Source organism: Bulleidia extructa W1219 (genome assembly GCF_000177375.1).
Classification (GTDB): Bacteria; Bacillota_I; Bacilli_A; order Erysipelotrichales; family Erysipelotrichaceae; genus Bulleidia; species Bulleidia extructa.
The window spans coordinates 1-24,538 of record NZ_ADFR01000008.1 but is presented as its reverse complement, the minus strand read 5'-3'; the positions used below and the strand labels follow the sequence as shown (position 1 = coordinate 24,538).

At 35.4% G+C, this 24,538-nt stretch carries 21 protein-coding genes; 3 read left to right on the top strand and 18 right to left on the bottom strand.

The window, feature by feature from the left end:
- A complete protein-coding gene (gene pepF / locus HMPREF9013_RS04325; protein ID WP_006627161.1) occupies nucleotides 1–1,782 on the bottom strand; it encodes an oligoendopeptidase F in 1,782 nt (593 codons plus the stop codon).
- Nucleotides 1,783–1,874: 92 nt separating this feature from the next.
- Here pepF and HMPREF9013_RS04320 point away from each other — a divergent pair, with 92 nt between their 5' ends.
- Complete coding sequence (locus tag HMPREF9013_RS04320) at nucleotides 1,875–3,362, top strand: DUF1846 domain-containing protein (RefSeq protein WP_006627160.1); 1,488 nt, start codon at nucleotides 1,875–1,877, stop codon at nucleotides 3,360–3,362.
- An 8-nt stretch (nucleotides 3,363–3,370) separates the two neighbouring features.
- Here HMPREF9013_RS04320 and HMPREF9013_RS04315 read toward each other — a convergent pair whose 3' ends face one another.
- The 5 genes from HMPREF9013_RS04315 to HMPREF9013_RS04295 all read right to left on the bottom strand — a co-directional run bounded on the left by HMPREF9013_RS04315 (nucleotide 3,371) and on the right by HMPREF9013_RS04295 (nucleotide 8,022).
- A complete protein-coding gene (locus HMPREF9013_RS04315; RefSeq protein WP_198002128.1) occupies nucleotides 3,371–4,723 on the bottom strand; it encodes an MATE family efflux transporter in 1,353 nt (450 codons plus the stop codon).
- Entirely contained in the window at nucleotides 4,723–5,295 is a 573-nt protein-coding gene (locus HMPREF9013_RS04310) for a thymidine kinase (RefSeq protein ID WP_006627158.1), read from the bottom strand. Before HMPREF9013_RS04310 ends, HMPREF9013_RS04315 begins: the two co-directional genes overlap by 1 nt.
- A gap of 87 nt (nucleotides 5,296–5,382) precedes the next feature.
- Nucleotides 5,383–6,546: an iron-containing alcohol dehydrogenase gene (locus HMPREF9013_RS04305; protein ID WP_006627157.1), complete on the bottom strand. Its 1,164-nt coding sequence runs from the start codon at nucleotides 6,544–6,546 to the stop codon at nucleotides 5,383–5,385.
- A 187-nt stretch (nucleotides 6,547–6,733) separates the two neighbouring features.
- Nucleotides 6,734–7,678 carry a hypothetical protein gene (locus tag HMPREF9013_RS04300; protein ID WP_006627156.1) on the bottom strand — a complete coding sequence of 315 codons (945 nt, stop codon included), beginning with the start codon at nucleotides 7,676–7,678 and terminating at the stop codon, nucleotides 6,734–6,736.
- A gap of 86 nt (nucleotides 7,679–7,764) precedes the next feature.
- Nucleotides 7,765–8,022 (bottom strand): SemiSWEET family transporter, encoded by a 258-nt coding sequence (locus tag HMPREF9013_RS04295; protein WP_006627155.1) that lies wholly within the window; start codon nucleotides 8,020–8,022, stop codon nucleotides 7,765–7,767.
- Between the two features lie 190 nt (nucleotides 8,023–8,212).
- Between HMPREF9013_RS04295 and HMPREF9013_RS04290 the strand changes: the two genes are divergently transcribed.
- Nucleotides 8,213–8,593 (top strand): class Ib ribonucleoside-diphosphate reductase assembly flavoprotein NrdI, encoded by a 381-nt coding sequence (locus HMPREF9013_RS04290; RefSeq protein ID WP_006627154.1) that lies wholly within the window; start codon nucleotides 8,213–8,215, stop codon nucleotides 8,591–8,593.
- A 149-nt stretch (nucleotides 8,594–8,742) separates the two neighbouring features.
- A complete protein-coding gene (locus tag HMPREF9013_RS04285; protein WP_006627153.1) occupies nucleotides 8,743–10,266 on the top strand; it encodes an LCP family protein in 1,524 nt (507 codons plus the stop codon).
- Nucleotides 10,267–10,452: 186 nt separating this feature from the next.
- Here the strand turns inward: HMPREF9013_RS04285 and HMPREF9013_RS04280 are convergent, their stop codons facing one another.
- From HMPREF9013_RS04280 to HMPREF9013_RS04225, 12 genes are all read right to left on the bottom strand, one after another.
- Entirely contained in the window at nucleotides 10,453–10,809 is a 357-nt protein-coding gene (locus HMPREF9013_RS04280; protein ID WP_006627152.1) for a hypothetical protein, read from the bottom strand.
- Nucleotides 10,810–11,426: 617 nt separating this feature from the next.
- Complete coding sequence (locus HMPREF9013_RS04275; protein ID WP_006627151.1) at nucleotides 11,427–12,752, bottom strand: Gfo/Idh/MocA family oxidoreductase; 1,326 nt, start codon at nucleotides 12,750–12,752, stop codon at nucleotides 11,427–11,429.
- A 12-nt stretch (nucleotides 12,753–12,764) separates the two neighbouring features.
- Nucleotides 12,765–13,838, bottom strand: coding sequence for a pyridoxal-phosphate-dependent aminotransferase family protein (locus tag HMPREF9013_RS04270; protein WP_006627150.1), 1,074 nt, complete (start codon nucleotides 13,836–13,838; stop codon nucleotides 12,765–12,767).
- 200 nt (nucleotides 13,839–14,038) lie between these two features.
- Nucleotides 14,039–15,469, bottom strand: coding sequence for an O-antigen ligase family protein (locus HMPREF9013_RS04265; RefSeq protein WP_006627149.1), 1,431 nt, complete (start codon nucleotides 15,467–15,469; stop codon nucleotides 14,039–14,041).
- A gap of 22 nt (nucleotides 15,470–15,491) precedes the next feature.
- The gene (locus HMPREF9013_RS04260; RefSeq protein WP_006627148.1) at nucleotides 15,492–17,024 is read right to left on the bottom strand and encodes a lipopolysaccharide biosynthesis protein; all 1,533 of its coding nucleotides are present in this window, start codon (nucleotides 17,022–17,024) and stop codon (nucleotides 15,492–15,494) included.
- A 3-nt stretch (nucleotides 17,025–17,027) separates the two neighbouring features.
- The gene (locus HMPREF9013_RS04255; RefSeq protein ID WP_006627147.1) at nucleotides 17,028–18,023 is read right to left on the bottom strand and encodes a stealth family protein; all 996 of its coding nucleotides are present in this window, start codon (nucleotides 18,021–18,023) and stop codon (nucleotides 17,028–17,030) included.
- Nucleotides 18,023–18,985 (bottom strand): LicD family protein, encoded by a 963-nt coding sequence (locus HMPREF9013_RS04250; RefSeq protein ID WP_006627146.1) that lies wholly within the window; start codon nucleotides 18,983–18,985, stop codon nucleotides 18,023–18,025. The genes HMPREF9013_RS04255 and HMPREF9013_RS04250 overlap by 1 nt, the downstream gene beginning before the upstream one ends.
- 1 nt (nucleotide 18,986) lies before the next feature.
- Nucleotides 18,987–19,865, bottom strand: a complete 879-nt coding sequence (locus tag HMPREF9013_RS04245) for a LicD family protein (protein WP_006627145.1) — start codon at nucleotides 19,863–19,865, stop codon at nucleotides 18,987–18,989.
- A gap of 52 nt (nucleotides 19,866–19,917) precedes the next feature.
- On the bottom strand, nucleotides 19,918–21,750 hold the full coding sequence (locus tag HMPREF9013_RS04240) for a polysaccharide biosynthesis protein (RefSeq protein WP_006627144.1): 1,833 nt from the start codon (nucleotides 21,748–21,750) through the stop codon (nucleotides 19,918–19,920).
- A 92-nt stretch (nucleotides 21,751–21,842) separates the two neighbouring features.
- Nucleotides 21,843–22,535: a sugar transferase gene (locus HMPREF9013_RS04235; RefSeq protein ID WP_006627143.1), complete on the bottom strand. Its 693-nt coding sequence runs from the start codon at nucleotides 22,533–22,535 to the stop codon at nucleotides 21,843–21,845.
- Nucleotides 22,536–22,543: 8 nt separating this feature from the next.
- Nucleotides 22,544–23,776: a DegT/DnrJ/EryC1/StrS family aminotransferase gene (locus HMPREF9013_RS04230; protein WP_006627142.1), complete on the bottom strand. Its 1,233-nt coding sequence runs from the start codon at nucleotides 23,774–23,776 to the stop codon at nucleotides 22,544–22,546.
- Between the two features lie 141 nt (nucleotides 23,777–23,917).
- Nucleotides 23,918–24,538: C39 family peptidase (locus tag HMPREF9013_RS04225; protein WP_006627141.1), on the bottom strand; the 621-nt coding region annotated here is incomplete at its 5' end.

Sequence of the window (24,538 nt, the reverse complement as noted above, 5' to 3'; positions counted from 1 at the left end):
TTAAAGTTTATCCACTATTTTTTCGGCTTCTTCCACAATTTGTTTAAACTTTTCTAACGCCAAACGAATTGGTTCTCGACTGGTCAGATCCACCCCACCAATCTTTAATGCTTCAAGCGGATAAACAGAAGAACCGACACTTAAGAAACGGCGATAATTGTCCTTATCCTGTTGACTGCCTAAGCGGAGCTTTTCTGAAATCGCTACCGCTGAACTATAACCGGTCGCATACACATAGACATAGAAAGGACGATAGAAATGAGGAATACGTGACCATTCATACTGAACCTCAGGATCCATAACTAACCCGTCTCCAAAGTATTCCTTCACCAGTTTTTCATACAAACCATTTAGGTATTCCGTCGTCAAGGATTGACCTTGTTCCCGATGAGCATGCACTTCTTTTTCAAATTCCGCAAACATAGTTTGACGATAAATTGTCCCCTTAAAACCTTCTAAGTATTGATTTAACAGATGAAGACGTTTCTTAGGGTCTGTTTCTTTTTCCAACAATTGTTCAATCAATAGATTTTCATTAACCGTCGAAGCCACTTCCGCAATAAATAAAGAATAGTTCGCATATGGTTGTTCTTGATGATGGCTGGTGAAATAAGTATGCATCGAATGACCCATTTCATGAGCAATAGTACTAACCGCATCCAAAGTCCCTGTAAAATTGGTTAGAATAAAAGGATTCGATGTTCTAGTACCACTAGAGAAAGCCCCGGAATGCTTGCCATCATTTGGATAAGCATCCATCCAACGATCCTTAAAAGCTTGGCGAACAATGTCTTGATAATCATTTCCCATTGGTTTCACAGCTTCAATCACCATTTCTTTGGCTTGTTGCAAATCATATTTCATTTCTAAATCGCTTAATGGCGTGTATAAATCGTAATAATGAAGTTCATCCACCCCTAAAATTTTCTTTCGCAATGCGACATAACGATACATCACCGGCATATATTCATGAATCGTTTCAATCAATTGATCATAGACGGTTTGAGGAATTGCATCGCTATATAAAGAAGCCTTTAAAGAACTGTCAAAATGACGCAACTTCGCCTCTTTAGTAGCGGCACTCACACAAGTGCTATATGTTTGAGCTAACGTATGATTAAATTGCTTATAAGATTTATAGAAAGAACGGAAGGCGTTTTCTCTTAACACACGATCTTGACTGGTTTGGTAAAGAATGTAATTCGTCGCATTCAATTCATGTCGGTTCCCTTCTTGATCCAAAATAGAATCAAAGGACATATCCGCATCCATTAATTTCGAACTGATTTGCGAAGAAGCTCCCAATACTTCTTGCAAAGAAGCTAAGATATTTTCTTCCTTCTCACTTAAGGTATGGGCTTTTTCCCGAACCATCTTCTCCAAAACAAAGCGATATTTCTTTAAGATTTCTCGATTCATCAAGAGTTCCAATTCTTGAATACTTAATGACAACAATTCCGGTTGAACATAAGAAATCAAACTCATTAATTCCACATAAGCTCCATACGCTCGAGCATACATATCACTGGCTATAGATTGTCGGGTATCTTCACTTTCTCTTAAAGCCGCATAGGTAAAAACATTATCTAACTTTCCTTCTACTTCATAATACAAATCCAAGTACTCTTTTAAACAAATAGCATCCTTTAATTGACCAACATACTTGCCTAGATGTTTCATCTCTTCCTGTACATCTTTTAGCGCTATTTCAAAATCTTGATCACTCTTAAAAAGTGTCTTTAAATCCCATTTATCTTCTAAAGCAATTTCTTTCCGATCCATTCTTTGATAATCCTTTCATTTATTGTTTATTTTAACATTTTTTCCTTAATTTTATAAACCAAGGTGCTATGATAGACAATGGAGGATTTTTTATGTTTAAAAAGGCATTTGACTCACAAAAGTACTTACAGAAACAAAAGGATAAAATTTTAGAACGTATTTCCACTTTTGATGGAAAATTATATTTGGAATTCGGAGGTAAACTGTTTGAAGATTTCCACGCCGCCCGTGTTTTACCGGGCTATGATCCAAATAACAAGATCCATTTATTAACAGAATTAAAAGACCAAGTGGAAATTATTATTGCTGTTAACGCAGATAATATTGCTAATAGTAAGGAAAGGCAGGATCTGGGTATTCCTTATGATCAAGAAGTCTTTCGCTTGATTGATGCTTTCCGTTCCTTGAATTTGTACTTAGGTTCTGTCGTGATCACCCGCTATCAGAATCAACCGGCTGCTGATGCCTTTCGTCAATCACTCACACGACATGGTATTCCTTCTTATTTACACTACCCTATTGAAGGCTACCCTGTAGAAGTGGAAAAAATCGTTTCTAAAGAAGGGTTAGGAAAAAACGATTATATTCAAACTAGCCGTAATTTAATCGTCGTCACTGCTCCCGGACCCGGATCGGGTAAGATGGCCACTTGTATTTCACAGTTATACCATGATCATTTACATCACATTAAATCCGGTTATGCGAAATTTGAGACTTTCCCAGTCTGGAATTTACCTTTAATTCATGCCGTTAATCGAGCATATGAAGCGGCTACGGCTGATTTAGACGATGTCAATATGTTAGATCCTTATCATTTAGAAGCCTATGGTGAGCAAGCTGTAAACTATAACCGAGATATTGAAATTTTCCCTGTTTTAAAGCAACTATTTGTTAAAATTCAAGGCTCTTGTCCTTATCATTCTCCTACTGATATGGGGGTCAATATGGTTGGCTTTTGTATTACCGACCATGAAGCCGCCACAGAGGCTGCGAAACAAGAAATTCTTCGTCGCTATTTTCAAACACTAGTGGCGAAGGCACAAGGAAAAGTCTCTTCCAATGCGGTCAGTAAGTTGGAATTATTGCTCAATCATATCGAAGCCAGGCCAGAAGATCGGACAGTTGTTAGTAAGGCCAGAATAAAAGCCGACGAAACAAAAGCTCCCGCCATGGCTTTGGAATTGAATGATGGTCGTATTGTTTTAGGTAAGACTTCTTCTTTATTCGGACCAAGTGCCGCTTTAATCATCAATGCTTTAAAATCATTGGCGAATATTGATGAAAAAACTTTATTAATCCAACCTGAATTCATCAAACCGATTCAAAAATTAAAAACCGAATATCTGGGAAATCATAATCCCCGTCTCCATTCGGATGAACTTTTGATGGCTTTGGTCATTATTTCCAAAGACAACCAAACCATCACTAAGGCTCTTGAACAATTAAGTCAATTAAAGGGATGTCAAGCTCATAGTACTGTCATCCTACCGGAAGAAGATGGGAATGTCTTTAGAAAATTAGGCGTAGATGTGACTTTTGATCCTCAATACACACAAAAGAAGTTATACCATGGAAAATGAAAAGGAGCTCATCGCTCCTTTTTTTGAGATGACTTTCTTTTCTTCTTCCAAAGACCACTATTATAAAATACTATGAAAAAGAAAGACGTTAAACACCACGATAGTGGGTACACCAATAAAGTATCTAAAATGGACTTTCCCGGATAAAAAAGAACCCAAAAAATACGAATCACACCCACACCAAATAAAGACATCAACATAGGAGCTAAAATGACGTTCATCGCTCTTAGAGAAGCGGAATAAATTTCCAAAAAAGAAATCACATTCCAAAACGGTCCAACCAACCATAATATCTGCATACCTACCTTCAAAACTTCCGGATCTTGAGTAAATAAACGATAAAAATGTTCCCCAAATGAAATGGATAAAATCGTGATTCCAATGGAGCCGATCAAGAACATGACCAGTGCTATACGAATGCCTTTTTTGACACGTTCAAATTGTTTGGCTCCGAAATTTTGCCCAACAAAAGTCAGGCAAGAAGCCCCCATCGCTCCTGAAAAATTCCAAAAAAACATATCGATTTTTCCAAAAGCCGTAAAAGAAGCGACCGAAATGGTTCCGTAACTATTCACGCTGGCTTGAATAAACAAATTCGCAAAAGAATACACAGAACCCTGAATGGCTGTTGGTAAGCCGATTCCAATAATTCGCTTGAATAGAGCATAGTCAAAATTCATGTGTTTTAGATCCAAGTAGTAGATTTCATCTTTATCTTGGAAAACATACAACGTTAATACACAAGTGACCACTTGTGAAGCTATGGTCGCCATCGCCGCTCCGGCAACGCCCATATGCCCATATACCACCAAAAGAATATCTAAAACAATATTCGTGATGGAAGCCGCTATTAAGAAATACAACGGTCTTTTTGAATCTCCAACCGCTCTTAAAATTCCCGCTCCCGCATTATAAATCATAGTTGGGACAAGCCCCAACAAATAAAGACGAAGATACACCAAGGCATCTTTCATCATCTCATCAGGTACTGATAATAGTTTTAACATATCCTTTGAAAAAATAAGCCCTATCACCATAAGAATCATCCCTAAAACAATATTCATGATCATGGTTGTAGAAACGGTTAAATGAACTTTTTGATTTTCATTAGCTCCTATAAATTGAGCAATAATCACAGTGGCACCAGCACTTAAACCAACCACAAAACCGATAATTAAATTGATGATGATAGAGGTTGAACCACCAACCGCTCCTAAGGCAATTGTTCCAACGAAGTTACCGACCACCATCGCATCAACGGTATTGTAAAGTTGTTGAAATAAATAACCCAATAGAATCGGAAAAAAGAAAATCAAGATTTCCTTCCAAATGGGCCCTTTTAGCATATTATGAGAGCGCATCATTCTTCCTCTTTACGCAATTTGCCTTCTAAGAAATGTTTACGACAAAGAGCAATATAATCATCATTAGCTCCTAATAAAACTTGTGATCCTTCACGCACAATCCCTTGTTGGTTGTAACGGGCATTACAAATGGCTTTATGCCCACACCAACAAACCGTTTTAACTTCCGCAATGGTATCCGCAATCGCCATCAAACGAGCACTACCTTCAAACAAATTGAGCTGAAAATCCGTACGAAGTCCATAACATAAAACCGGCACTTTCAAATCATCCACCACATGAGCTAAGAAATCAATTTCAGATACTGTCGCAAACTGAATTTCATCCACAATAACAGCATCATAAGCTTTTAATTCCTCTTCTTTCATCTGACAAACTTCTGTTAATAAAACACATTCCTTTTCCAAACCCATACGACTTCGAATCACATGTTGACCATCACGGGTATCGGTATTGGTTTTTACTAACAATGCCTTTTGACCACGTTCATGATAATTGTATTCCGCCATTAATGCATTCGCTGTTTTAGAAGAGCCCATCGCTCCATAATAAAAATATAATTTTGCCATAAAAACCTACTTTCTACCCATCAAAAAGATAGTTTTATTGTACTGGTTTTCAGCCGGAAAAAAAAGAAGGAAATCCCTTCTTTCTGATCAAAGACACATTTTAAAAATATGCACAATATCTTCTTTGCTTAAATCTACAAAACCGGAAAATGATGGACGAGTACAAGATTCAGCCATTTCTTCAAAATGCGTTTCATCAATACCCAGATCTTTTAAATTCATTGGAATTCCTACTGAAACAAAGAAATCAAATAGCGCTTGAATCCCTGCTTTCGCTAACTCGGTGTCATCTTGATTTTCCAAGCCCCACACATTTTTCGCAAACTTGACCAATCTTGGTGTAATACTCGGATCTTTTTTCAAAATAAAACGCAACCAGCGAGGTGTTAAAATAGCCAACCCAACACCATGGGTAATATCATAAAAAGCTGATAATTCATGTTCCATCGCGTGACACGGCCATCCTGTTTTCAATTTTCCATACTCTGGCATTCCAGAACAGGCAATTGAAGAATTCCAAAACAGATTAGCTCTAGCCTCATAATTCTTTGGATCTTGTAAAACAATGGGTAGATGATGAATGACCGACTTTAAAATTCCCTCTTCAATGGCTTCAGATAAATCAGAATCCATTGTCCGTGAGAAATAGCCTTCCATAATATGCGACATCATATCCGCTCCTCCGGCAGCACTTTGTTTAGCTGGAAGTGTGAACGTATAACATGGATCACAAATGGAAACGGTCGGAAAGGTAAAATTACGACCAATCTTTTTATGTAAAGTCATATTACTGATCACTCCACAACTGTCCAACTCAGAACCGGTGGCAGCCATTGTCATAACAGCCACAATGGGTAAAGCTTTCTTTTGTTCATTCGATTCAAGAACCATTTGCCAATAATCATTCCCCACATAATAAGCACCGACCGCTATCGCTTTTGAACAATCTAGGGTACTTCCACCACCAACGGATAAAATAACCTCCACTTTTTCTTTCTTGCATAGTTCTGCTCCTTTAGCGATTGATTCTACACGAGGATTCGGTTCAATTCCGGCACATTCAAATACTTCAAAACCGCCCTTCTGTAATATGGCGATGACTTCATCATATAATCCCGATTTCTTAATTGAGCCTCCTCCATATGTCAATAGAACTTTTTGTCCCAATGGTCGTAGTGATTCTTCTAAATGCGAAATCGTTCCTTTCCCAAAATACAGTTTTGTTGGAATATGATGCACAAAGTTTTCCATAGTTTCACCTCTTTTAGCTTCATTTTAACACATCACTAAAGATTCTCAGTATCCTATATCTCTTATTTTTGATTAGGTATTTTTAAGTAGGAAATCTCTTAATAATGATTTCCAATCCTCATCAAGCTAATGAAATTCTTCTTTCACTATGGTTTGATCAGCTTTTTGTATCTCTCTTTAAAAATGATTAATTTTCTCCTGTGACTGTGGTGTTATCTTCCCACCATTTTTGTAATTCTTTCTTCCCCTTTAAAGGCTTTGAAAAATAAGAATCCGCTATTTTTGAAACAAATTTTGTCTGTAAAACATCCTCAATCTGCCTTACTATATTCTTAAGTTCTAATGCATTCATGCTGTTTTCTATATAAAATTCCTTCTTCGTTTCTTTATTAAACAGTTTCATCTCTTCTTTAGAAGACACATAATAATCTTTATGATGGTGATAGAGCAAGAATTGTTCGCTTGATAATGACACATCAAAACAGGTTTTCATCCCCTTGGGAGTAAAAATAGAAATATTCAGTTTGCAAAAATTTCTTTTATCTATGTCATTATCCAACTGAAATTCATATTTAACTCCTTCCATATTAGTCAAGTCAAATCTAAAATATCCTTCCCCTCCTATTTTCTTAAACTCCATTTTTGAAATATCAATTCCTATTTGTTTCACCAACTCAAAATAATCACTTTGCTCATAAAGTTCTGAAAAATATTGCTCTAATTTTCCTTTATGGAACAATAACTGTGAAGCACTGATTTCATTAAAAACAATCAGTAAAACATGACAAAGATTCAGCTGATTAGCAATCACAAATTCTGTTAGCCGTCCCAAATATTCAATTGCTTTTGGCTCTTGGGAATAACTCAATACTACCAAAAGATAATAAAACTCTTTATTTTCATGATGAGGACAAACTCTTTTTAATAAGTCACATAAAAAATTGACCAATTGTTTATTGGTGGAAAATTTTTGTAATTTTGTAAAATTTTTTATTTCAAAATCTGTATATGAATATAGCTGTTTTTGAAGTCGGTTAAAAATTTCAACTATATTACTTGGCGGATCAGCCTTTTTCAATGCTTCATATAATGTAATACTGTTCTCACCATATTCAAAAAATATTTTTTCCATGTCCTGATTCTCCATTATTTACTTCTTTCAGTTTCAAGCGAACACATCACTAAAGATTTGAAGTATCATATATTTCTTGTTTCCGCTTATAAAGCAGTCATCGCAGCGATAGTGCCAAGTATCACACCCGGCAAATTGGCAATCACAATAGGCCAATCTTTTTTCTCTTGAAAAAAGCCATAACTAACCCATAAAACACAATTGATTGCCGCAACCATAGGTTGTAAGAACCCACTTTTAACCCCATGTATATTATGAATGATTTGAGGTAAATAAGAGATGTACATAAGCATAGCCGTACCCGTTGCTATCCATCCCATCATTTTCAGTGTCTTTGGTTTCATCATTTCTCCTTTTTCTATTCTGATATATTTTATTATAAAACATTCTATGACTGATATTCCTAATCACCACTAAAAAATTGACCTCAAAACCATCCTTCTCCATTGAGTCATTCATGTTGGGCATATCTTTTGTTTGTATGATTTTTCTTTCTTATAATGGAGTCACATAAAGAATAAAGGAGAAAAAAATATGTTGGTTGTCTATGCAAGCCGTCAAGGCAAAACAGAAGCTTTAGTGAATGCATTAGGATATGAATCCACTCTTAAGATCGTGGACGGTTCTGAACAAGTCAGTGAACCGTTTGTACTGGTGACTTATTCTGATAAAGTTGGAGAAATACCTGAAATGGTTGAAAAATTCTTACAAAAAAATCAGGAATACTTAAAGGCGGTTGTCGCAACCGGTTCTATTGAACGTCACTATAAAACATACGGTTATGCCGGTGTTAAAATTTCACAAGAATACCACGTCCCTATTTTAGCGATCATCAATGGTAGCGGAAGTAATGCGGATGAAACGAAAATCAAAGAAATGATTTCTGCGTTAGAAGCTAAATTGAATCAATTGTAAAAAGAGAAATACACATTTCTCTTTTTAATTTGCTGATTTTAAAAGTTTTTAGTATTACTCTGGAAAATGAGAATCCTATTCCTGAAAATTTAAATTCCAGCAATTTCTCTTCTATGGTAGTATTAGAGAGATAAAAAAAGGAGTTTTGTATGGCTAAAAAGAAAAATCGTATTGATTTTCGAAGAGTAACTTGGATTTTATTACTGCTATGTTCCATTGTAGCTCTTATAGTATTAAAGTTTTTCCCTTTCATCCCCTTTCGATGGTGGGTTTTCTCTGTGTTAGTTGTTTCAGCTATCTTATTGTATCGATTATTATTATCCACCACTAAAAAGCGTTATTGGTTTTCTAAGATAACCGTATTTTTCAATGTGTTCTTTTCTATTTGTATGATTTTGGTATCTTGTTTTTTGCCTTATTTACAAAGTAACATTCAAGGAATTTTTAAACGAGTGACCGAACAAAGTACCATCATTAATGTCTATGCTTTAACCAGTGAATATAAGTCCGCCCATAAAGATATTTTCAAAGATACTACCTTTTACGATAACTTACTGAATTATAAAGATAAGACTTTTTTGGATCAGACAAACACTTCTTTAGAAGACACAAAATCCGGCTTAGAAGCCATTAAATCTCAAATTGGAGAAATAAAACTGATTGAAAAAACTTCTGCCGAAGAAGCCGCTAGTGCTCTTTATACTAATCAAGGACAAGCACTGGTGCTTCCTGAAGATGTAGCGAAGTTACTAGCCACAAACGATAAATATAAATCATTCCTAAAAGACACAAAAGTTGTCTATAGCTTTAAGAAGACGGAAAAACTCCCTGAAATTAAACGTCGCACTTTAGAAGACGGTACCTTCTCTGTTTATATAGCAGGTAGTGATACTCGAAGTGGTAAGCTGTCTTTAAAAGATCGTTTTGATGTCAATATGATTGTTACAGTGAATCCCAAAACTCATCAGGTTTTAATTACTTCCATTCCTCGTGATACTTTGATTCCTAATCTTGCTTTAGGTGGTGGTAAAGACAAACTAACACACTTAGGCGTTCAAGGAGTCAATAATACAATGAAGTCTTTGAACAACTGGTTAAATATGAAAATTGACAACTATGCGATTGTTAATTTCGTTACTTTCTCCAATATTATTAATGCTTTAGGAGGAATTGATGTAAATAATCCATATCGGTTTGTAGCAACGAATGCCGGTGGCTATACTTATCCAAAAGGTGTGATTCATCTAAACGGTAATGAAGCCTTAGGCTATGTTCGGGAACGGTATTCTCTAAAAGATGGCGACTTTGGTAGAGGTATGCACCAAACCTTGGTTCTTAACGCTATTATCAGAAAAGTGACTTCTCCTTCTTCCATCACAAAATTCCCGGCCATTATGAAATCATTGTCCGGATCTTTACTAACCGATACTGACATTAACTATTTCTATCAATTAGGAACAGAAACTTTAGCAACTGATAAATCATGGGAAATCATTAATTACCGCCTAACCGGTACTACCGGTCTGTTTAGAACAGCCTCTTTGCCGGGCACACCATTATCTTGCGTCTTCCCGGATTCAAATCAAGTTTCTAAATTGAAACAAATGATCCAAGATATGGAAAATGATAAAATCATTAAAGATCCTTCTAAAAAAACATCTACCAAACAATAACTTTAAAAAGCACATTCTATCATATGTGCTTTTTCTTAAAATATAGGAAAGACTTTGTCTTACACCTTCAGTATCTCTCATCCTAGGCAGAGTAAAAGAATTTAAATAACCTTTATGTTCTCTTGTTTCTAAAATTCCACAACCGGTTAAACAAATATATTTCAACTCCATAGACGTGGAACAGTTCTATACTTCTTCCCAGCCTCCTTCTTGCACATCATATTTTGCAAACTCACCGGTATCTGTAAATTCAGATGCTGTCATTCCTACTTCAAAGATACAATCAAAGTCGTTTGAAGTTGAAAAATACAATGCACTGTCTGTCAAAAACGCTTCTCCAAAATCAGGATGTTCAAACAGTTTACCGTCACTGTGATTTCCTGCTGGTTGATATTGATATTTTAACAAACGGTTTTCCAATTCTAATCGTTGCTCCGGTGTGAATTTTTCCAGATTTTCATCCTTTTCAAAAAAATCGGGTTGTCCTAACTGTTGTTCTTTCTGCTTTGTACCCACAGTGAACAGACAAATTGTGTAACTCATTGATAATCTTCCTCCTCATCAGTATTATAAAATTGACTTATTATTTCTACAAAAGCCATTCGCCACAATAATGGAAGTCTCTGCAATCAGTCTATCACCTTATTTGTTTTCATTCAATCATTGTAAGTCACAGCCTCGCTCCATACAACAACTACTGTTTGAACTTGCTTTAGGAAGTTTTGAGTGTCAGACCAGTATCGCAGAAAGATTGTTTTTCTGTCTCCAAAATCATTTGAATACTGTATTTTCAACATTTTTTGCAAAACAATCGTTGTAGGTTTTATTTCCACTATTCCAATAAAATTTCCTCGCACTATAATATAACTACTTACAGACTTTTCTCATCTATTCCTAATTTTTCTTCTTATAAGACAATTTTCCATTCAATTTGTTTATGAAATCCTATGACAAAAATAGGATTTCCGCATGATCTATCATCCTTCTTCTAACACATCGACCAAGTCTACCATTTTTTAATCATTAGTTTCTATTCTCTAAAAAATAATTCAAATCTGTTTTATTTCTTTATTTTCAGTTATAAAAAACTAGAACATTTAAACTACAACATTCTAGCCTTTCATTTGATTTTCATTCTTATCAAGATAGTCATTCTATCCTTATTGGCGATAGAAATAATCCATCATTTTCACAATTTCTTTACTAACATTAAAATCAACAAATCTATTTTGTGTTCTTGAGGAAATAGCCTTGATGAAAGCTGAAAGCTCATACCGAATACCTTCCCCATCTAATTGGTAAAAATATCGTTTGTTTTTTTCTTGATCCTCATAGCGAATCTCAAAATAATCCGTCTTCCACCATGGTGCCGGTACATAAATGTACCCCTTCGTACCGGAAACAACAAGTTCTCCTTCAGATTTAGCACCAACACCAACTTTAATATTAGCCACCGCCGTCGGATAGTCAAAACTCATTCTTGTAAATGAATCGAATTTCTTATGTTGATCCAAATATAAGGATTTCATATGCATTTTTTGGTATTTTGTGCCTAACAATTGAAAAACCGGTAATAGTGCTGTTGGACCCCAAGCACAAATACTATTCCAATTTTCCGAAACATACTTTTCCTTATCTTCAAAATTAGATAGACTTGTACAAGTGGCATCAACCGACACAATATCTCCAATTCTCCCTGACTTCACAATCAATAAAAGACGATTATAGGCCGTCGCATAAGCTGTTTTAATCGCATCCATCAAAATCAGTTGTTTTTCACCAGCCAATTTTTCAAGCTCTTCAATTTCTTCAACATGCAAAGCCATCGGAGCTTCACATAAAACATGTTTCCCTGCCAATAAAGCTTTCTTCACGTGTTCATAATGCAACTCGGGTTTGGAGACAATATACAACGCATCACAATGATCCAACAAAGTATCGTAGCTTTCAAACAATTGAACCTTTTTATCTTTCAATGTTTCTAAAGATTGACCCATATTATAAATACCGGCCACTTCAGCACCATTAACCACTAAGCTTTCCATATAATATTTATTTAAAATATTATGAGCACTTCCACCAACAAAACCAAGCCGGACATTTCTATCCTTTTGTCGAATTTCTGTGCTGGAAATACCCTTGGTTCGATCCAAATAAACCACTTCACAATATTCTTTCAAATAATCAAAGTAGCCGACCCAATCTGATCCAACCGTGAATATATCAATTCCTAAGCGACGAATATCATCAATTTTTTGACCTTCATATTCTTCAACAATAATTTCATCCGCAATCCCTGTTGCCTTTACAGCTTCTATTCTTTCCATCAAAGACTGTTGAACATTGATTTTTCCACGAATTTTATCAAAACCATCTGAAGTAACTCCAACAACCAAATAGTCTCCTAAAGCTTTGGCTCTTTCCAAAAGACGAATATGACCAAAATGCAATAGATCGTAGGTTCCATAAGTGATTACTTTTTTCATAGCTTTCTCCATTTAAATTAAGTGACGACTTTTCATATCGGATAACGCATTGATCAAGGTTGTATTATCTTCTTTTGTCAAAGCCCCGATATGACCAACACGGAACACTATATCCCCTAAAGGTCCACCATTCGGGCAAACCCATATTTGATATTCATCCTTCAAAATTCTAAAAATATCTCTGGCGTTAGCCGTTGTCGGCCTTAAAGCTGTTACGGCATTCGGCAATGATTTTGAAATAATTTCAAATGGAAAGTCCTTAATTTTTTTTCTAAAATCCGTAGCCAATTCATGAATACGAGCAATTTCAGACTCTACCCCACCCGCTTCCTTGATTTCTTTTAAGCGTTGGTTAATTTGTAATAGAGTACCAACAGCTGGCGTAAATGGTGTTTGACCACGTTTTCCATTTGATAACGCCAATTTTAAATCAAAATACAAACTCTTGACCTGATTGGTTTCAATCTTTTGAACGGCTCTTTCAGAACAAACCATGACTGAAATACCCGGTGGACAAGCCAGTGCTTTTTGGGAGCCGGTTATCAAACAATCCACACCGCACTCTTGCATATTCAATGGATCACATAAAAAGGAACTAATGGAATCTACCAGTAAGAATAAATGATTTCTTCGACAAAAATCGGAGATCAATTGAATATCATACAAAACGCCGGTTGATGTTTCATCAATATTCACAAGAAATGCTGTATAATCTTTCCCCTCAAACGGATCTAAATCCTTCTTTTTCAAGCCTACCCATTCTGTTGGAACAATTTCGGTATAAGGAATGTCATGAATCTTACAAATATCCACAAAACGTTGACCGAAACTACCACCATTAACCACTAAAACTTTATCTTTCTCCGTCAATAAATTCATCACAGAAGCTTCCATAGAAGCTGTACCAGAACCGGTCAAAAATAAAACTCTAGATTTATCCCCAGAACCTGCAAATTCCTTAAATAATTCTTCATTTTCCAACATAATTTTAGAAAATTCAGGTGTTCTGAAATAAGGAACATGTTGCGCTCCAATAGCACGAACACCTTCACTGGATTGAACAGGACCAACTGTAAAATTTAACATAATATCTCCATTTCTTTTTTATTGAATTAATAGCAAAGATTAAAAATATTTAGTATTGTTTGTTATTAACGCTGAAATTATACCACATCTCCAATATCACTTAAACCGCCCATCTTTCTTACGTTTTTCAAATCAGTCTATAAAATAAAGAGATATGGATATAACCCCCTATCTCTTACCATAAAGCATCACTTTAATATTCATTCACTGACTACCATTTTTTCCAAAGGAGAACCTTCAGAAATACAACTATTCATCACCATCCCTGCAAATAGCCAGAAAAGAAAGGACGGTGTATTTTCCATGAAGAAAATTCCTTGATCAAAAATAGCAGAAATTAAACCGGACACTACAATCAAAAAAGAAAACACATATAAATCACTTAAACGAAGATTCTTTTTCATATATATAAAACTATCTTTTAGACATAATATCAAAAAGGCAACCAGAGTCAGAATTCCGACATATCCTGTACTAACAAATACTTTCAAATAACCGTTATGTGTATGATAAATAGAGCCTGCCGCAAATTTTTTTGGAAAATTTGTTTTTATATACTCTACAATGTACAAATTAGGATGATGTTTGGCTATATATTTCATATAGTTCCCAGGAGATAGACCTATCGCCCCAAATTCTTGATGAATGTTTAAATAATCTTTCCAAATATCCAAACGATTATTAGAAAAATTACCTTTCAAATCATCCTCTCGATTCAATATATCCGGATTCTTTTCTAAATGAGTTTCACTTCCTAAATTTAATGTCGAAGAAAGATAGGAAAGACCTGTTGAAGACAGTTTTAGAGAATAATTGACGACCAACATAAAACAAACGCTTAAAGCTAATGCCATGACATTTTTTTTGAAATTAATATTTTCTAACCGATTCCGATAAAACAGAAAGAAAGCAATAAATGAACAAACCACCAATGAAATTCCAGCGCTTCTGGAACCGCATAGAACGATGTGCATGAAAAAAACAACGGAAGAAATCGGATATACCCATCTAAACTTGGTCTTCTTTCTAAATTCAAAAATAGATAAAATAAACAACATCAGAGAAATATAAGCCGCATGGTTAATGGGATCAAAAATACCGAATAATCGATTCTGTAAAAATCCTTGCCTTGCTACAGAAACATCTTTAGATAAAGGATTAATGACATAGGTGTATCCAATATTCATGAAAAACTGAGCAATCGAAACCAAACAAGCGATTCCCCATATCAAAAACAATACATTCAAATAAAAATCCATTGTCTTGATCCATTTTTCTTTCGCTATTCTAGTCGATACAGAATAAAAAAGAGAGAAATTCAAGATGGCCCAAGTGATTGAAAATAGATTATCTTTCAACCCAAATTCCCTCGTTTTAATCGCCGCCATCAAAGCAACTAAAGCGATACCGTACAACAAGAAAACATATTTTGATTTAAAACTCTTTCTTTGCGTCAACACATCTATTCCCAAAAGAACTATGCCGAATAACCCCAAATACGTTTGTATATGATAAAACGGAGTTTTTGTTAAAAAAGATAGCACTGGGGAGATCATCATCAATGTAAAAATGACGATCGTCATCCAAATATAATGCAGAATCATTTTATCAATCCATTCTTTTTTTACCATATTAACCCCCTTTTTTTAAGATTTATTTTCTTCTATGCAAAGTTCTCTTCACAATACCCCATAAATGTTTGAATTCAACCGTTCTGAAACTAATCCCAACCCAAATGATACCATAAACCATAGTGGCAATACCAAATCGTAATAAAACAGCCATTGCTCCATACTCTTTGATAAAAAGATCTGACACCATATAAGCCGCAAAGCAACCGATAATCGCCCATAGAACATAAAGCCCTATCTTTTCTAAATACCTTTTCAAGCCGAAACTGAATTGGAAGCCAAATAAAGCCCACGCTTCCCAAGGAAAATACACAAAGATAAACACAAAGATGGTTGGCCATAAGACTCCGGAAATATCACGCGTCATTGAAATCCAAAGAATACTTCCTACTAAATTAATGACCAGTCCAACATAAGGCTTTAACCAATCCTTTGTCCATAAACCGGCCGCATCTCGGTATGTTAATTGCATAATTCTAAACATCCACGAAAAGAAATACACGACAATCAGGATCATCAAATCATTTCTAAGAAGATAATCTTTTCCAACCCAAAAAACGATAAACGATTGATACATACATAGCATACACGCTGCGGCAGCACCAACGATACCAATCCACCCATAAGTCAAGGTGATGAATGTTTTGTAATTTGATTCTTCACTATCAGTAATTAATTTATTCCCAATGCCAGCAATACTGCCATTAGTAACAATTTCAATTAAAGCATTAACAGCTGTTAAAATATAATAATAATTACTGTATTTTGACAAAATATCTAAACCCAAAAAAGAAGAAATTAAAATACTATCAATACTGACCAGTACTGTACTGCCTACTTTGTGACCGAATAATGTTAAAACACGATTTCGAATCACTTTTTTCGTTTCCTGATCCACTTCTCCTCGACAACTGATTTCAGGAAATTCTTTCCTTGCCTTAACAACCAAGGCAATATTATTTGGAATCACCATTGCCAAGTAAATCATCATATAAATATAATAATTTGGCACTAAAAAGAGGAAAAATACTTGTAAAACATACATGACAATTGATTTGATGGCCGATATCTTTAAAACAATATCTTCCCTTTGATACGCAGAAAAAATAGCTGTATTATAGGAAAACAACAAATAGCCAAGCGATGTTTCTAATAAATAAATCAAGAATAAAATTTCCAGATTCATACTGGCTGGATAGTTTCCACTCACCAAATTTTTAACAAACGGCAGTAATAATAATCCTGAAAATAAGATCATCAAACCTACGTATTTATACACTTTCTTAAAATAGTTCAGCAAAGCACAAAAAGAGTCCATATCATCGTTTACAACCGCACGATACATCATAAAAACCAAGGAAGAACTAAAACCCATATTCGCTAAATTCAAGACACTTAGAATAGAGGTAAACAAACTTCCCAGACCATTATATTCAGAACCAAGTTTATAAATAATAACGGTTTTTACAATAAAAGATCCAAGTATCGTCACAAGTCGATAAATCATGCCCCAAGAAGCATTACGCACTGTATTTTTTGTTCTATTTAATTTCATAGTTTACCTTATTTCGAATGAAGATGGATTTGGATAGCGCTGTTGAAACGCTTCATCAATCCATTTCTGTTGAAGTTCCATATCAAAATGACCCGGATCATCATTGATACAAATCACTCTCTTGGTTGGCTTTATAATAGCGGATTGAATAGAATCGATCTCCTGCCGACCAATCGTAAAATAATCTGAACTTGGTTTCATCACCGAAAAGCGACCAGACACCAATTGCCAATAGCGGAACAAATATTGATTCACATCCGCTTTATTTCTAAACTTATGTTGACAAGTTTGTCGCAATTCATCCGGATAGACTTCCCAAACTTCTTCGAATGTCTTTTTATGATAAGAGACAACTGAATGAAAATTTCGAAAACCTGTAAAACAACCAAACGGAAGTAAATACAGATTATTCAGAGCCAAACGACCATATTTGACATTAATCCACTTTGACCAATGTTTTGAAATCACTTCTTTTTTATCAAATTTTTCATTAATCAATGCCATTATATTTAACATAATGTATGGCATGAAATTTTCTCTTAGATTATTTTTAATCACTCCCAGAACAGCCGCATCCTTTGGTAATCCATTCTCAAAAAAATCATCCGGTTGAGAAGGTAAGTTCAAATAAACATCATCATTAAAATAGATGAATTGTTCCGATAAATCGGGAATGCGATGTAAATTCAATTCAATCACATGAGAACTAAACGTTGGTAAATATTCTTTCGGTATAAAATCCTCGTGTCGAACCAGATGAATTTTCTCATGATGAATGTTCAACCATTTTGGATAATGCCCAAAGGTTAAAAAATGAATTTTTCTAACCCATGGTGCGTTTTCTTCAATAGCCCTAAACCAATAGCGAAATGTGTCCCAAGCCCGATAGCGAGACACATGATTATCGGATAAACGATCTGATGTATATTGATCATGTACCTTTATCCAAGTAGGATCACTTCCATCCACCCATGGAATCACCACATCAATCGGGTTCATTATAAATCTCCTTGATAATAAATATCGTTGTGTTCTTCCAAATCTTTCTTCAAATCCATACTAAAACCAACCGAATAGTGTTTTTCACGATCCATCTCAGGTGGAATGGTCATATAATCATCGTATTGGTTTTTTAAATAAGCGTCATAATCGTGAGGAATATTGATTTGCATATCCTCAAAAGCAGCTTTTACAGGAGGATAATAGACATCCTTGGGCATAATATGACCGAAGTAATGCCCCATATCCGTTGGAACAGCCCATAAATTTGAGTCCTTATGCCATTGTACATAACGGTCAAACAGATTCCCCCATTTTTCATATGATCGAAAGGAAAACAAGAAACCAAGTACACAGCGAATACGATAATTGATCTTCCCACCGGTTGTTTGATAGAAAAATTGTTTCTTTTCCGGACTGCGATAGTGATAAAACAAAGCGGACACAGCAATGTATTGAATGACCATAGCGGAAAAACCCTTCCAAAAACGAACTAACCGATTCATAGGAACCGCTTCAATTGGAAAAATATCAATATGGACCCCTTTTGGAAATGGCGTATTATAATCAAAAAAACTAGCTTTTAAGGTGTTTTTCTTATAAATGGCGGATATCATACTTTCTAAATAATACTTAGAATTAGGTGAGGTCATCTCATATTTATCCCCCAGTTCTTCATCAAAGATTTGAATAAATCGTTTTAAATCTTCATGAGGCATCAAAATATCCACATCATCATCCCATGGAATAAATCCTTTATGACGGATAGCTCCAAGACATGTTCCCCCGGCCGCCATATAACAAATATGGTGTTTTTCACAGACCCGATCAACATCCTTCAAAATTTCCAAAAAACAATTTTGTAGCTGTTTTAGCTCTTGATCATTTACTTCATGAACAATATTCACCGGCGGTGCACTTTGCATCGCTTTTCTAGTTGATAAAGCCCCTCTAATTCCCATATTACTTCACCTCTTCTTTTGGAACACAATATTGCACACCCTTGTACATTTTATAACTATGTTTCATATCATAGAATTTAATATGATGTCTTAATATCCGATCCTCTTCTTTTGGCGGTGTTTTATAATCTCCATAAGAAACCGTTAACCACTGATCATAGTTCTTTGGAACCGGCATTGGTACTCCTTCAAATAACAAAGATTCCGGATGTTCAAACCATTCTTTCGGAAAACGCTGGCGAATGATGGTTAATCCTTCGACAAAGGAAGCCACTTGACCATTGCTATGTTTCCCCAGTGCCAACATTCTTTTTTCACATTTTTTCCAAATGCGATAGCGAGCTTTAAAAGACTTAACTGTAGATAAAGCTATTTTCGTCAAATAATACATCAACCGACTTTTATGAGCTGGTAACCGTTGAAAATTGAAACAAGCAAACATCATAGCGTATGGTATTTGTAGAAAACGTTTCACCGGATTAGCCGCTACATCATCCAAAGGAATTACATCGATCATAATACCTTGATGAATATCATTGTTTTCATTATGGTAATTGATAAAAGTAGTGTTATTATCCTTGATTTCAATGACCGCATGGTGAATGTTCATTTTATCATTAGAACGAACACAGGAAAAGCGTTCTTTATCAGCAAACTGTTCCCATAAAGATTCCAGTTTTTCATAATCTTCTCGTAACATAAAAACATCCACATCATCGTCCCAAGGAATCATTCCCTGATGCCGAACCGCTCCCAATAAAGTACCACCGGCTAATACAAATTTTAAATCATGTTCCTGACAAAAATCTTTAAAATACATCAATATGCCGATCAATTTTTCTTGTATATCTCTTATGCCATATTCATTTTTAACATCCACTGATATTTCCTCCTCAAAAAAGAAATTTAAGCCGATAAGCTTAAACTTTCTTTTATTTTAACATAGTAACCAAATCAATAATTTCTTGATTTGTAAAGTGATTTGTTTCCAACAAATTGCCTAATTTTGAAAGTTTATCCTTGACCAAATCCATCGATATATCTTCCGGTTGTGTAATGAAAATTAAATTATTTTCTGTTTTTGTACATTTCTTTGGATCCAAAAGTAATTCTTCGTACAACTTTTCTCCAGGGCGTAAACCGGTAAATACAATTTCAATATCTTTATCCGGTACGTACCCCGCCAACTCAATTAAATTCTTCGCTAAATCCAATATTTTGACCGGCTTTCCCATATCCAAAATGAAGATTTCACCTGTATTCGCAAAAGCTCCAGCCTGTAAAACCAACTGAGCCGCTTCCGGTATGGTCATAAAATATCGAATGATATTAGGATCCGTAACCGTCACCGGTCCGCCACTTTCAATTTGTTTCTCAAATAAAGGAATCACAGAACCATTTGATCCTAATACATTTCCAAACCGAACAGCACACAATTTAGTCACTCCATTGTCCTTATAACCCTGCACCAATAATTCACACATACGCTTCGTAGCTCCCATGACATTGGTTGTACGAACTGCTTTATCCGTTGATATCAGAACAAACTTATCGACTCCGGATTGAATAGAAGCTTCAATAACATTTTTTGTGCCGAAAACATTATTCTTAATCGCTTCTAAAGGAGAATCTTCCACTAACGGAACATGCTTATGAGCAGCAGCGTGGAAGACAACATCCGGATGAACTTCTTGAAAAATTTCATCCATTCTCTTGCGATCACGAACTGATCCGATCAAACAAGTCAGTTTTGATTTATCCGGATGATACTTCATATTTAATTCCATCTGAAGATCATACATATTGTTCTCATAAATATCAATCAAAACCATGTGTTTCGGATTAAAAGTAACGATCTGACGAACCAATTCCGAACCAATGGATCCCCCGGCTCCTGTCACCACAACCGTCTTTCCGGTTAAAAAAGTACCAATCGTTTCACTATTTAAATCCAATTCTCCACGACCTAATAAATCATCCATCTTTATATTACGGATTGAAGCCATTTCTTTTTTGGCTCCATCCTGTAAAGTAAAGCCAACAATCCGAGTTCTCAGTTTCAATTGATGACATTTTTCAATCAAATTTTTCAAATCGGATTTTGTGATATTTTTAATTGCAATATAAGCCGTATCAACTTCGTAGCTAGAAACAATAGATGGTAAATCATCATCCGTTCCGAGTACTGAAATTCCATTTAAAATTTGTTTCTTTTTAAGCGGATTGCGATCAACAAAACCAACAATTCGAGAATCATAACGATTTGAACTCATGATTTCCCGCAAAGCCATCACCCCCGCTTGACCAGCTCCCAAAATCAAAGCACGATGATTCCTTTTTTGAAGACGAGCCGTACGGCGATATAAACGATACGCCATACGAACCCCTACCATTAAAAGAATTTGTAAAACAAGGGCAATCAGTGGAAGCGAACGAAAATAATCCTTAAAATTGACCGTAATCACAATCAAAAACCAAGTCATATTTCCTAAAAGAGAAGCCATACCAACATGAATGACTTCATCCAAAGAAATATATTGCCACAAAGAACGATTTAAATGAAATAAAAAGAAGGAAAAAAGATTTAAAACCACCGGAATTACCATCAATCCTAATAAAGAATCGACAGCCGAAAAATAACTTAAACGGCCTAAATCCGTACGAATAAAATAAGCCAGTCCATACGCAACAATGACTAAAACTGTATCAATTGTCACTAAGGACACCTCTCTGTATTTTTTAATCCAATTGGAGATTCTATTCATATAACACTTCCTTCTAATATGCTCTTATCATTATAAGATTTTATCAGTACTATGACAAACCATTCAACTTCTAAACCCGTCGCAAACCATCCTTACTTTGTCACAGCCCAGACTGTTTTAAACATTAATTTCAAATCTTTAAGCACATTAAATTCTCTTAAATACTGAAGATTGTATTTCATTTTTTCCGGTAAAATCCGGTTGACATACGTTTCATTAACATCCGTACTACTTGCTAATAAAGTATCCTCATCTTTATAAGTAATACTGGCCTCACTAGTGACCCCGGCCGGTAATAACAAAGTAGCTAACATTTCTGTTTGATACTGCTTAACATAACGAGTGACTTCCGGCCTAGTACCCACAAAAGACATATCCCCTAAGAAAATATCAATCAATTGTGGCATTTCATCTAAGCGAAGCCCTCTTAATTTCAAGCCTACTTTAGTAATCCGTGAATCGTGTAAAGTAGTCACTTGAATGTTGCCTTTATCCGCATCACTGACCATGGTTCGAAACTTATGAATACGAAAGATGCGCCCATATTGTGTGACTCTTTCTTGTCGAAACATGATCGGCCCTTTCGAATCCAATTTGATCCAAATAGAAAGAATCAAGAAAAGCGGTGATAACAACACTAACAACATAAGTGAAAAAAGAATATCAAACAATCGCTTTACTACCAAACTAAATTGCTTATGACGTAAATGTTCATAATAGGGTTTTATTTCCGCTCTTTGAAATTCGACCGGCAAGTTATCCCACTTTTTCAAAAGTCCCAACATAATTCCTCTTACTTCAAATAATCAGTCACAATCTTCTTAACCCAATAAATGACATACTCTTTATCTTCTTCTCTCATCAAGGTGTGATTTGGAAGTGTGATAAGGTTGTGGTAGTAATCATAAGCATTAGGATAATCTTGGATATTAAAGCCCATATTCTTATAGGCCGTCATCATTGGTAATGGCTTATAATGCACATTGCAAGCAATTCCTTGTTCACCCAAACGCTCAATGATTTCTCTTCTTATTTCATCACTGATTCCAGGTATACGAATGAGATACAAATGACCGGTGGATGTATAGCTTTCTGTATAATGTTCCACTACTTGAATACCTAGCGGTTTAAAAGCCGCATCGTATTTTTCATTGGTTTCTCTTCTTTCCTTTAATAACTCTGGATAACGATCAAACTGAGCCAAGCCGACCGCCGCTAATAAATCGGTCATATTACACTTATACCAAGGCCCAATAATATCGTATTCCCAAGCCCCCAGTTTACTCTTCGATAGAGCGTCTTTATTTTGTCCATGAAGTGAAAGAAGTTGTAACTTCTTATAAATTTCTTCATTTGAAACACCGGGAATATCCTTCCAAGTTAAAGCGCCCCCTTCAGCAGTAGTAAAGTTTTTAACGGCATGAAATGAGAAAGAACTAAAATCCGCTATTGAACCGATCATCTTACCATGATATACGGATCCAAAAGCATGAGCTGCATCCGCACAAATAGCCACCCGTCCAATGGCTTTTTGCAGGTCATTATTCGCATGAAATAAGCCTTTCTTCTTTTCCACAATTTCAAATAAGCGATCATAATCACAAGGAACTCCACATAGATCAATCGGAATGATGGCCTTTGTTTTCTCGGTAATGGCTGCTTCTAAGGCATCATAATCTATTAAATTACTATCTTTTTGGCAATCCACCAAAACAATCTTAGCTCCCACGTGATCAATGATGGAAGCAGAAGCGGTATACGTATAAGCACATGTAATGACTTCATCTCCTTCACCAATACCTAAGACTCGCAAAGCCATTTCCGCACAGGCCGTTTGACTGTTTAAACAAACCGCTTTTTCCACTTTAATCCAATCGGCAATTTTCTGTTCTAACAATTTTGTCCGAGGTCCGGTTGTAATCCAACCGGATTTTAAAGTAGCGATCACTTCATTAATTTCTTGATCGGTAATATCTGGTGGACTAAAGAGAACCTTTCTTGGTTTCATCACTTGGTTATTTTCCATACGAACCTCCGTTTTTCAATTTTGCTTTTTCATTATAAACTTTTTCTCATATTTTTCTATCTATCTCGCTTTTTCAAACACCCCAAATTTTCAAAACCCTTTTATCAAGTAAACCCACTTCCAAATTAAACTGATGTTCAATTACCAAAACGCAAAGAAAGAAACCCCACTTTCTTTCTCAAAATGACCTTGATAATGCCATAATTTTTTCAATGAATAAGAGCCATTCGTTGAATAAAACGAACTGGAAAAGGCATTCGTTTTCCCATTTTGATATCCATACAACGCTACCGCATGTGTCCCTGAATGTGACAAATTTAAAGGACTTTTACTGTTTTGTGAACTATACACTAATTTCCCTTCTTTTAAAGCCTTTTCTAAATCTGGATACGTTAAAATTTCTTTGTGATGAACCCCATATTTTTGAGCTGCCAATGGTATTAAACCGGGTAAGCCACCAGCTTCTGTTCGGTTAAAATAGATGGTCTTTTCATACGCCCAAGTTCCAACTTCCAACGGAGATATTGTTCGCTTTTTAATTCCCGATACGATCATAGCAATTGTTGTCGGACAACAACCGGTTAATCCAAAACTTCCATACTGACCAAACACTTTATAAGACCATGCCTTATCGGTTTGATTGTAATAAACAGGACGATAGTTGTAATGATACCCTTCTTCGTCCACTCTCCAATCCCCAACTGTTACATTTTTTTGTAAAACACCCTCTTTCGAAAAGAGATAGATAATATCTCCAATCCG

Bases quoted from the DNA above. Each gene is read 5' to 3' on its own strand.
- HMPREF9013_RS04300 (WP_006627156.1), bottom strand. From the start codon at position 7,678: ATGGAAAAAATATTTTTTGAATATGGTGAGAACAGTATTACATTATAT.
- HMPREF9013_RS04230 (WP_006627142.1), bottom strand. From the start codon at position 23,776: ATGGAAAATAACCAAGTGATGAAACCAAGAAAGGTTCTCTTTAGTCCA.
- HMPREF9013_RS04315 (WP_198002128.1), bottom strand. From the start codon at position 4,723: ATGCGCTCTCATAATATGCTAAAAGGGCCCATTTGGAAGGAAATCTTG.
- HMPREF9013_RS04295 (WP_006627155.1), bottom strand. From the start codon at position 8,022: ATGAAACCAAAGACACTGAAAATGATGGGATGGATAGCAACGGGTACG.
- HMPREF9013_RS04305 (WP_006627157.1), bottom strand. From the start codon at position 6,546: ATGGAAAACTTTGTGCATCATATTCCAACAAAACTGTATTTTGGGAAA.
- HMPREF9013_RS04310 (WP_006627158.1), bottom strand. From the start codon at position 5,295: ATGGCAAAATTATATTTTTATTATGGAGCGATGGGCTCTTCTAAAACA.
- HMPREF9013_RS04265 (WP_006627149.1), bottom strand. From the start codon at position 15,469: ATGGTAAAAAAAGAATGGATTGATAAAATGATTCTGCATTATATTTGG.
- HMPREF9013_RS04235 (WP_006627143.1), bottom strand. From the start codon at position 22,535: ATGTTGGGACTTTTGAAAAAGTGGGATAACTTGCCGGTCGAATTTCAA.
- HMPREF9013_RS04250 (WP_006627146.1), bottom strand. From the start codon at position 18,985: ATGGGAATTAGAGGGGCTTTATCAACTAGAAAAGCGATGCAAAGTGCA.
- HMPREF9013_RS04260 (WP_006627148.1), bottom strand. From the start codon at position 17,024: ATGAAATTAAATAGAACAAAAAATACAGTGCGTAATGCTTCTTGGGGC.
- HMPREF9013_RS04290 (WP_006627154.1), top strand. From the start codon at position 8,213: ATGTTGGTTGTCTATGCAAGCCGTCAAGGCAAAACAGAAGCTTTAGTG.
- HMPREF9013_RS04240 (WP_006627144.1), bottom strand. From the start codon at position 21,750: ATGAATAGAATCTCCAATTGGATTAAAAAATACAGAGAGGTGTCCTTA.
- HMPREF9013_RS04270 (WP_006627150.1), bottom strand. From the start codon at position 13,838: ATGTTAAATTTTACAGTTGGTCCTGTTCAATCCAGTGAAGGTGTTCGT.
- HMPREF9013_RS04320 (WP_006627160.1), top strand. From the start codon at position 1,875: ATGTTTAAAAAGGCATTTGACTCACAAAAGTACTTACAGAAACAAAAG.
- HMPREF9013_RS04275 (WP_006627151.1), bottom strand. From the start codon at position 12,752: ATGAAAAAAGTAATCACTTATGGAACCTACGATCTATTGCATTTTGGT.
- HMPREF9013_RS04255 (WP_006627147.1), bottom strand. From the start codon at position 18,023: ATGAACCCGATTGATGTGGTGATTCCATGGGTGGATGGAAGTGATCCT.
- HMPREF9013_RS04285 (WP_006627153.1), top strand. From the start codon at position 8,743: ATGGCTAAAAAGAAAAATCGTATTGATTTTCGAAGAGTAACTTGGATT.
- pepF (WP_006627161.1), bottom strand. From the start codon at position 1,782: ATGGATCGGAAAGAAATTGCTTTAGAAGATAAATGGGATTTAAAGACA.
- HMPREF9013_RS04280 (WP_006627152.1), bottom strand. From the start codon at position 10,809: ATGAGTTACACAATTTGTCTGTTCACTGTGGGTACAAAGCAGAAAGAA.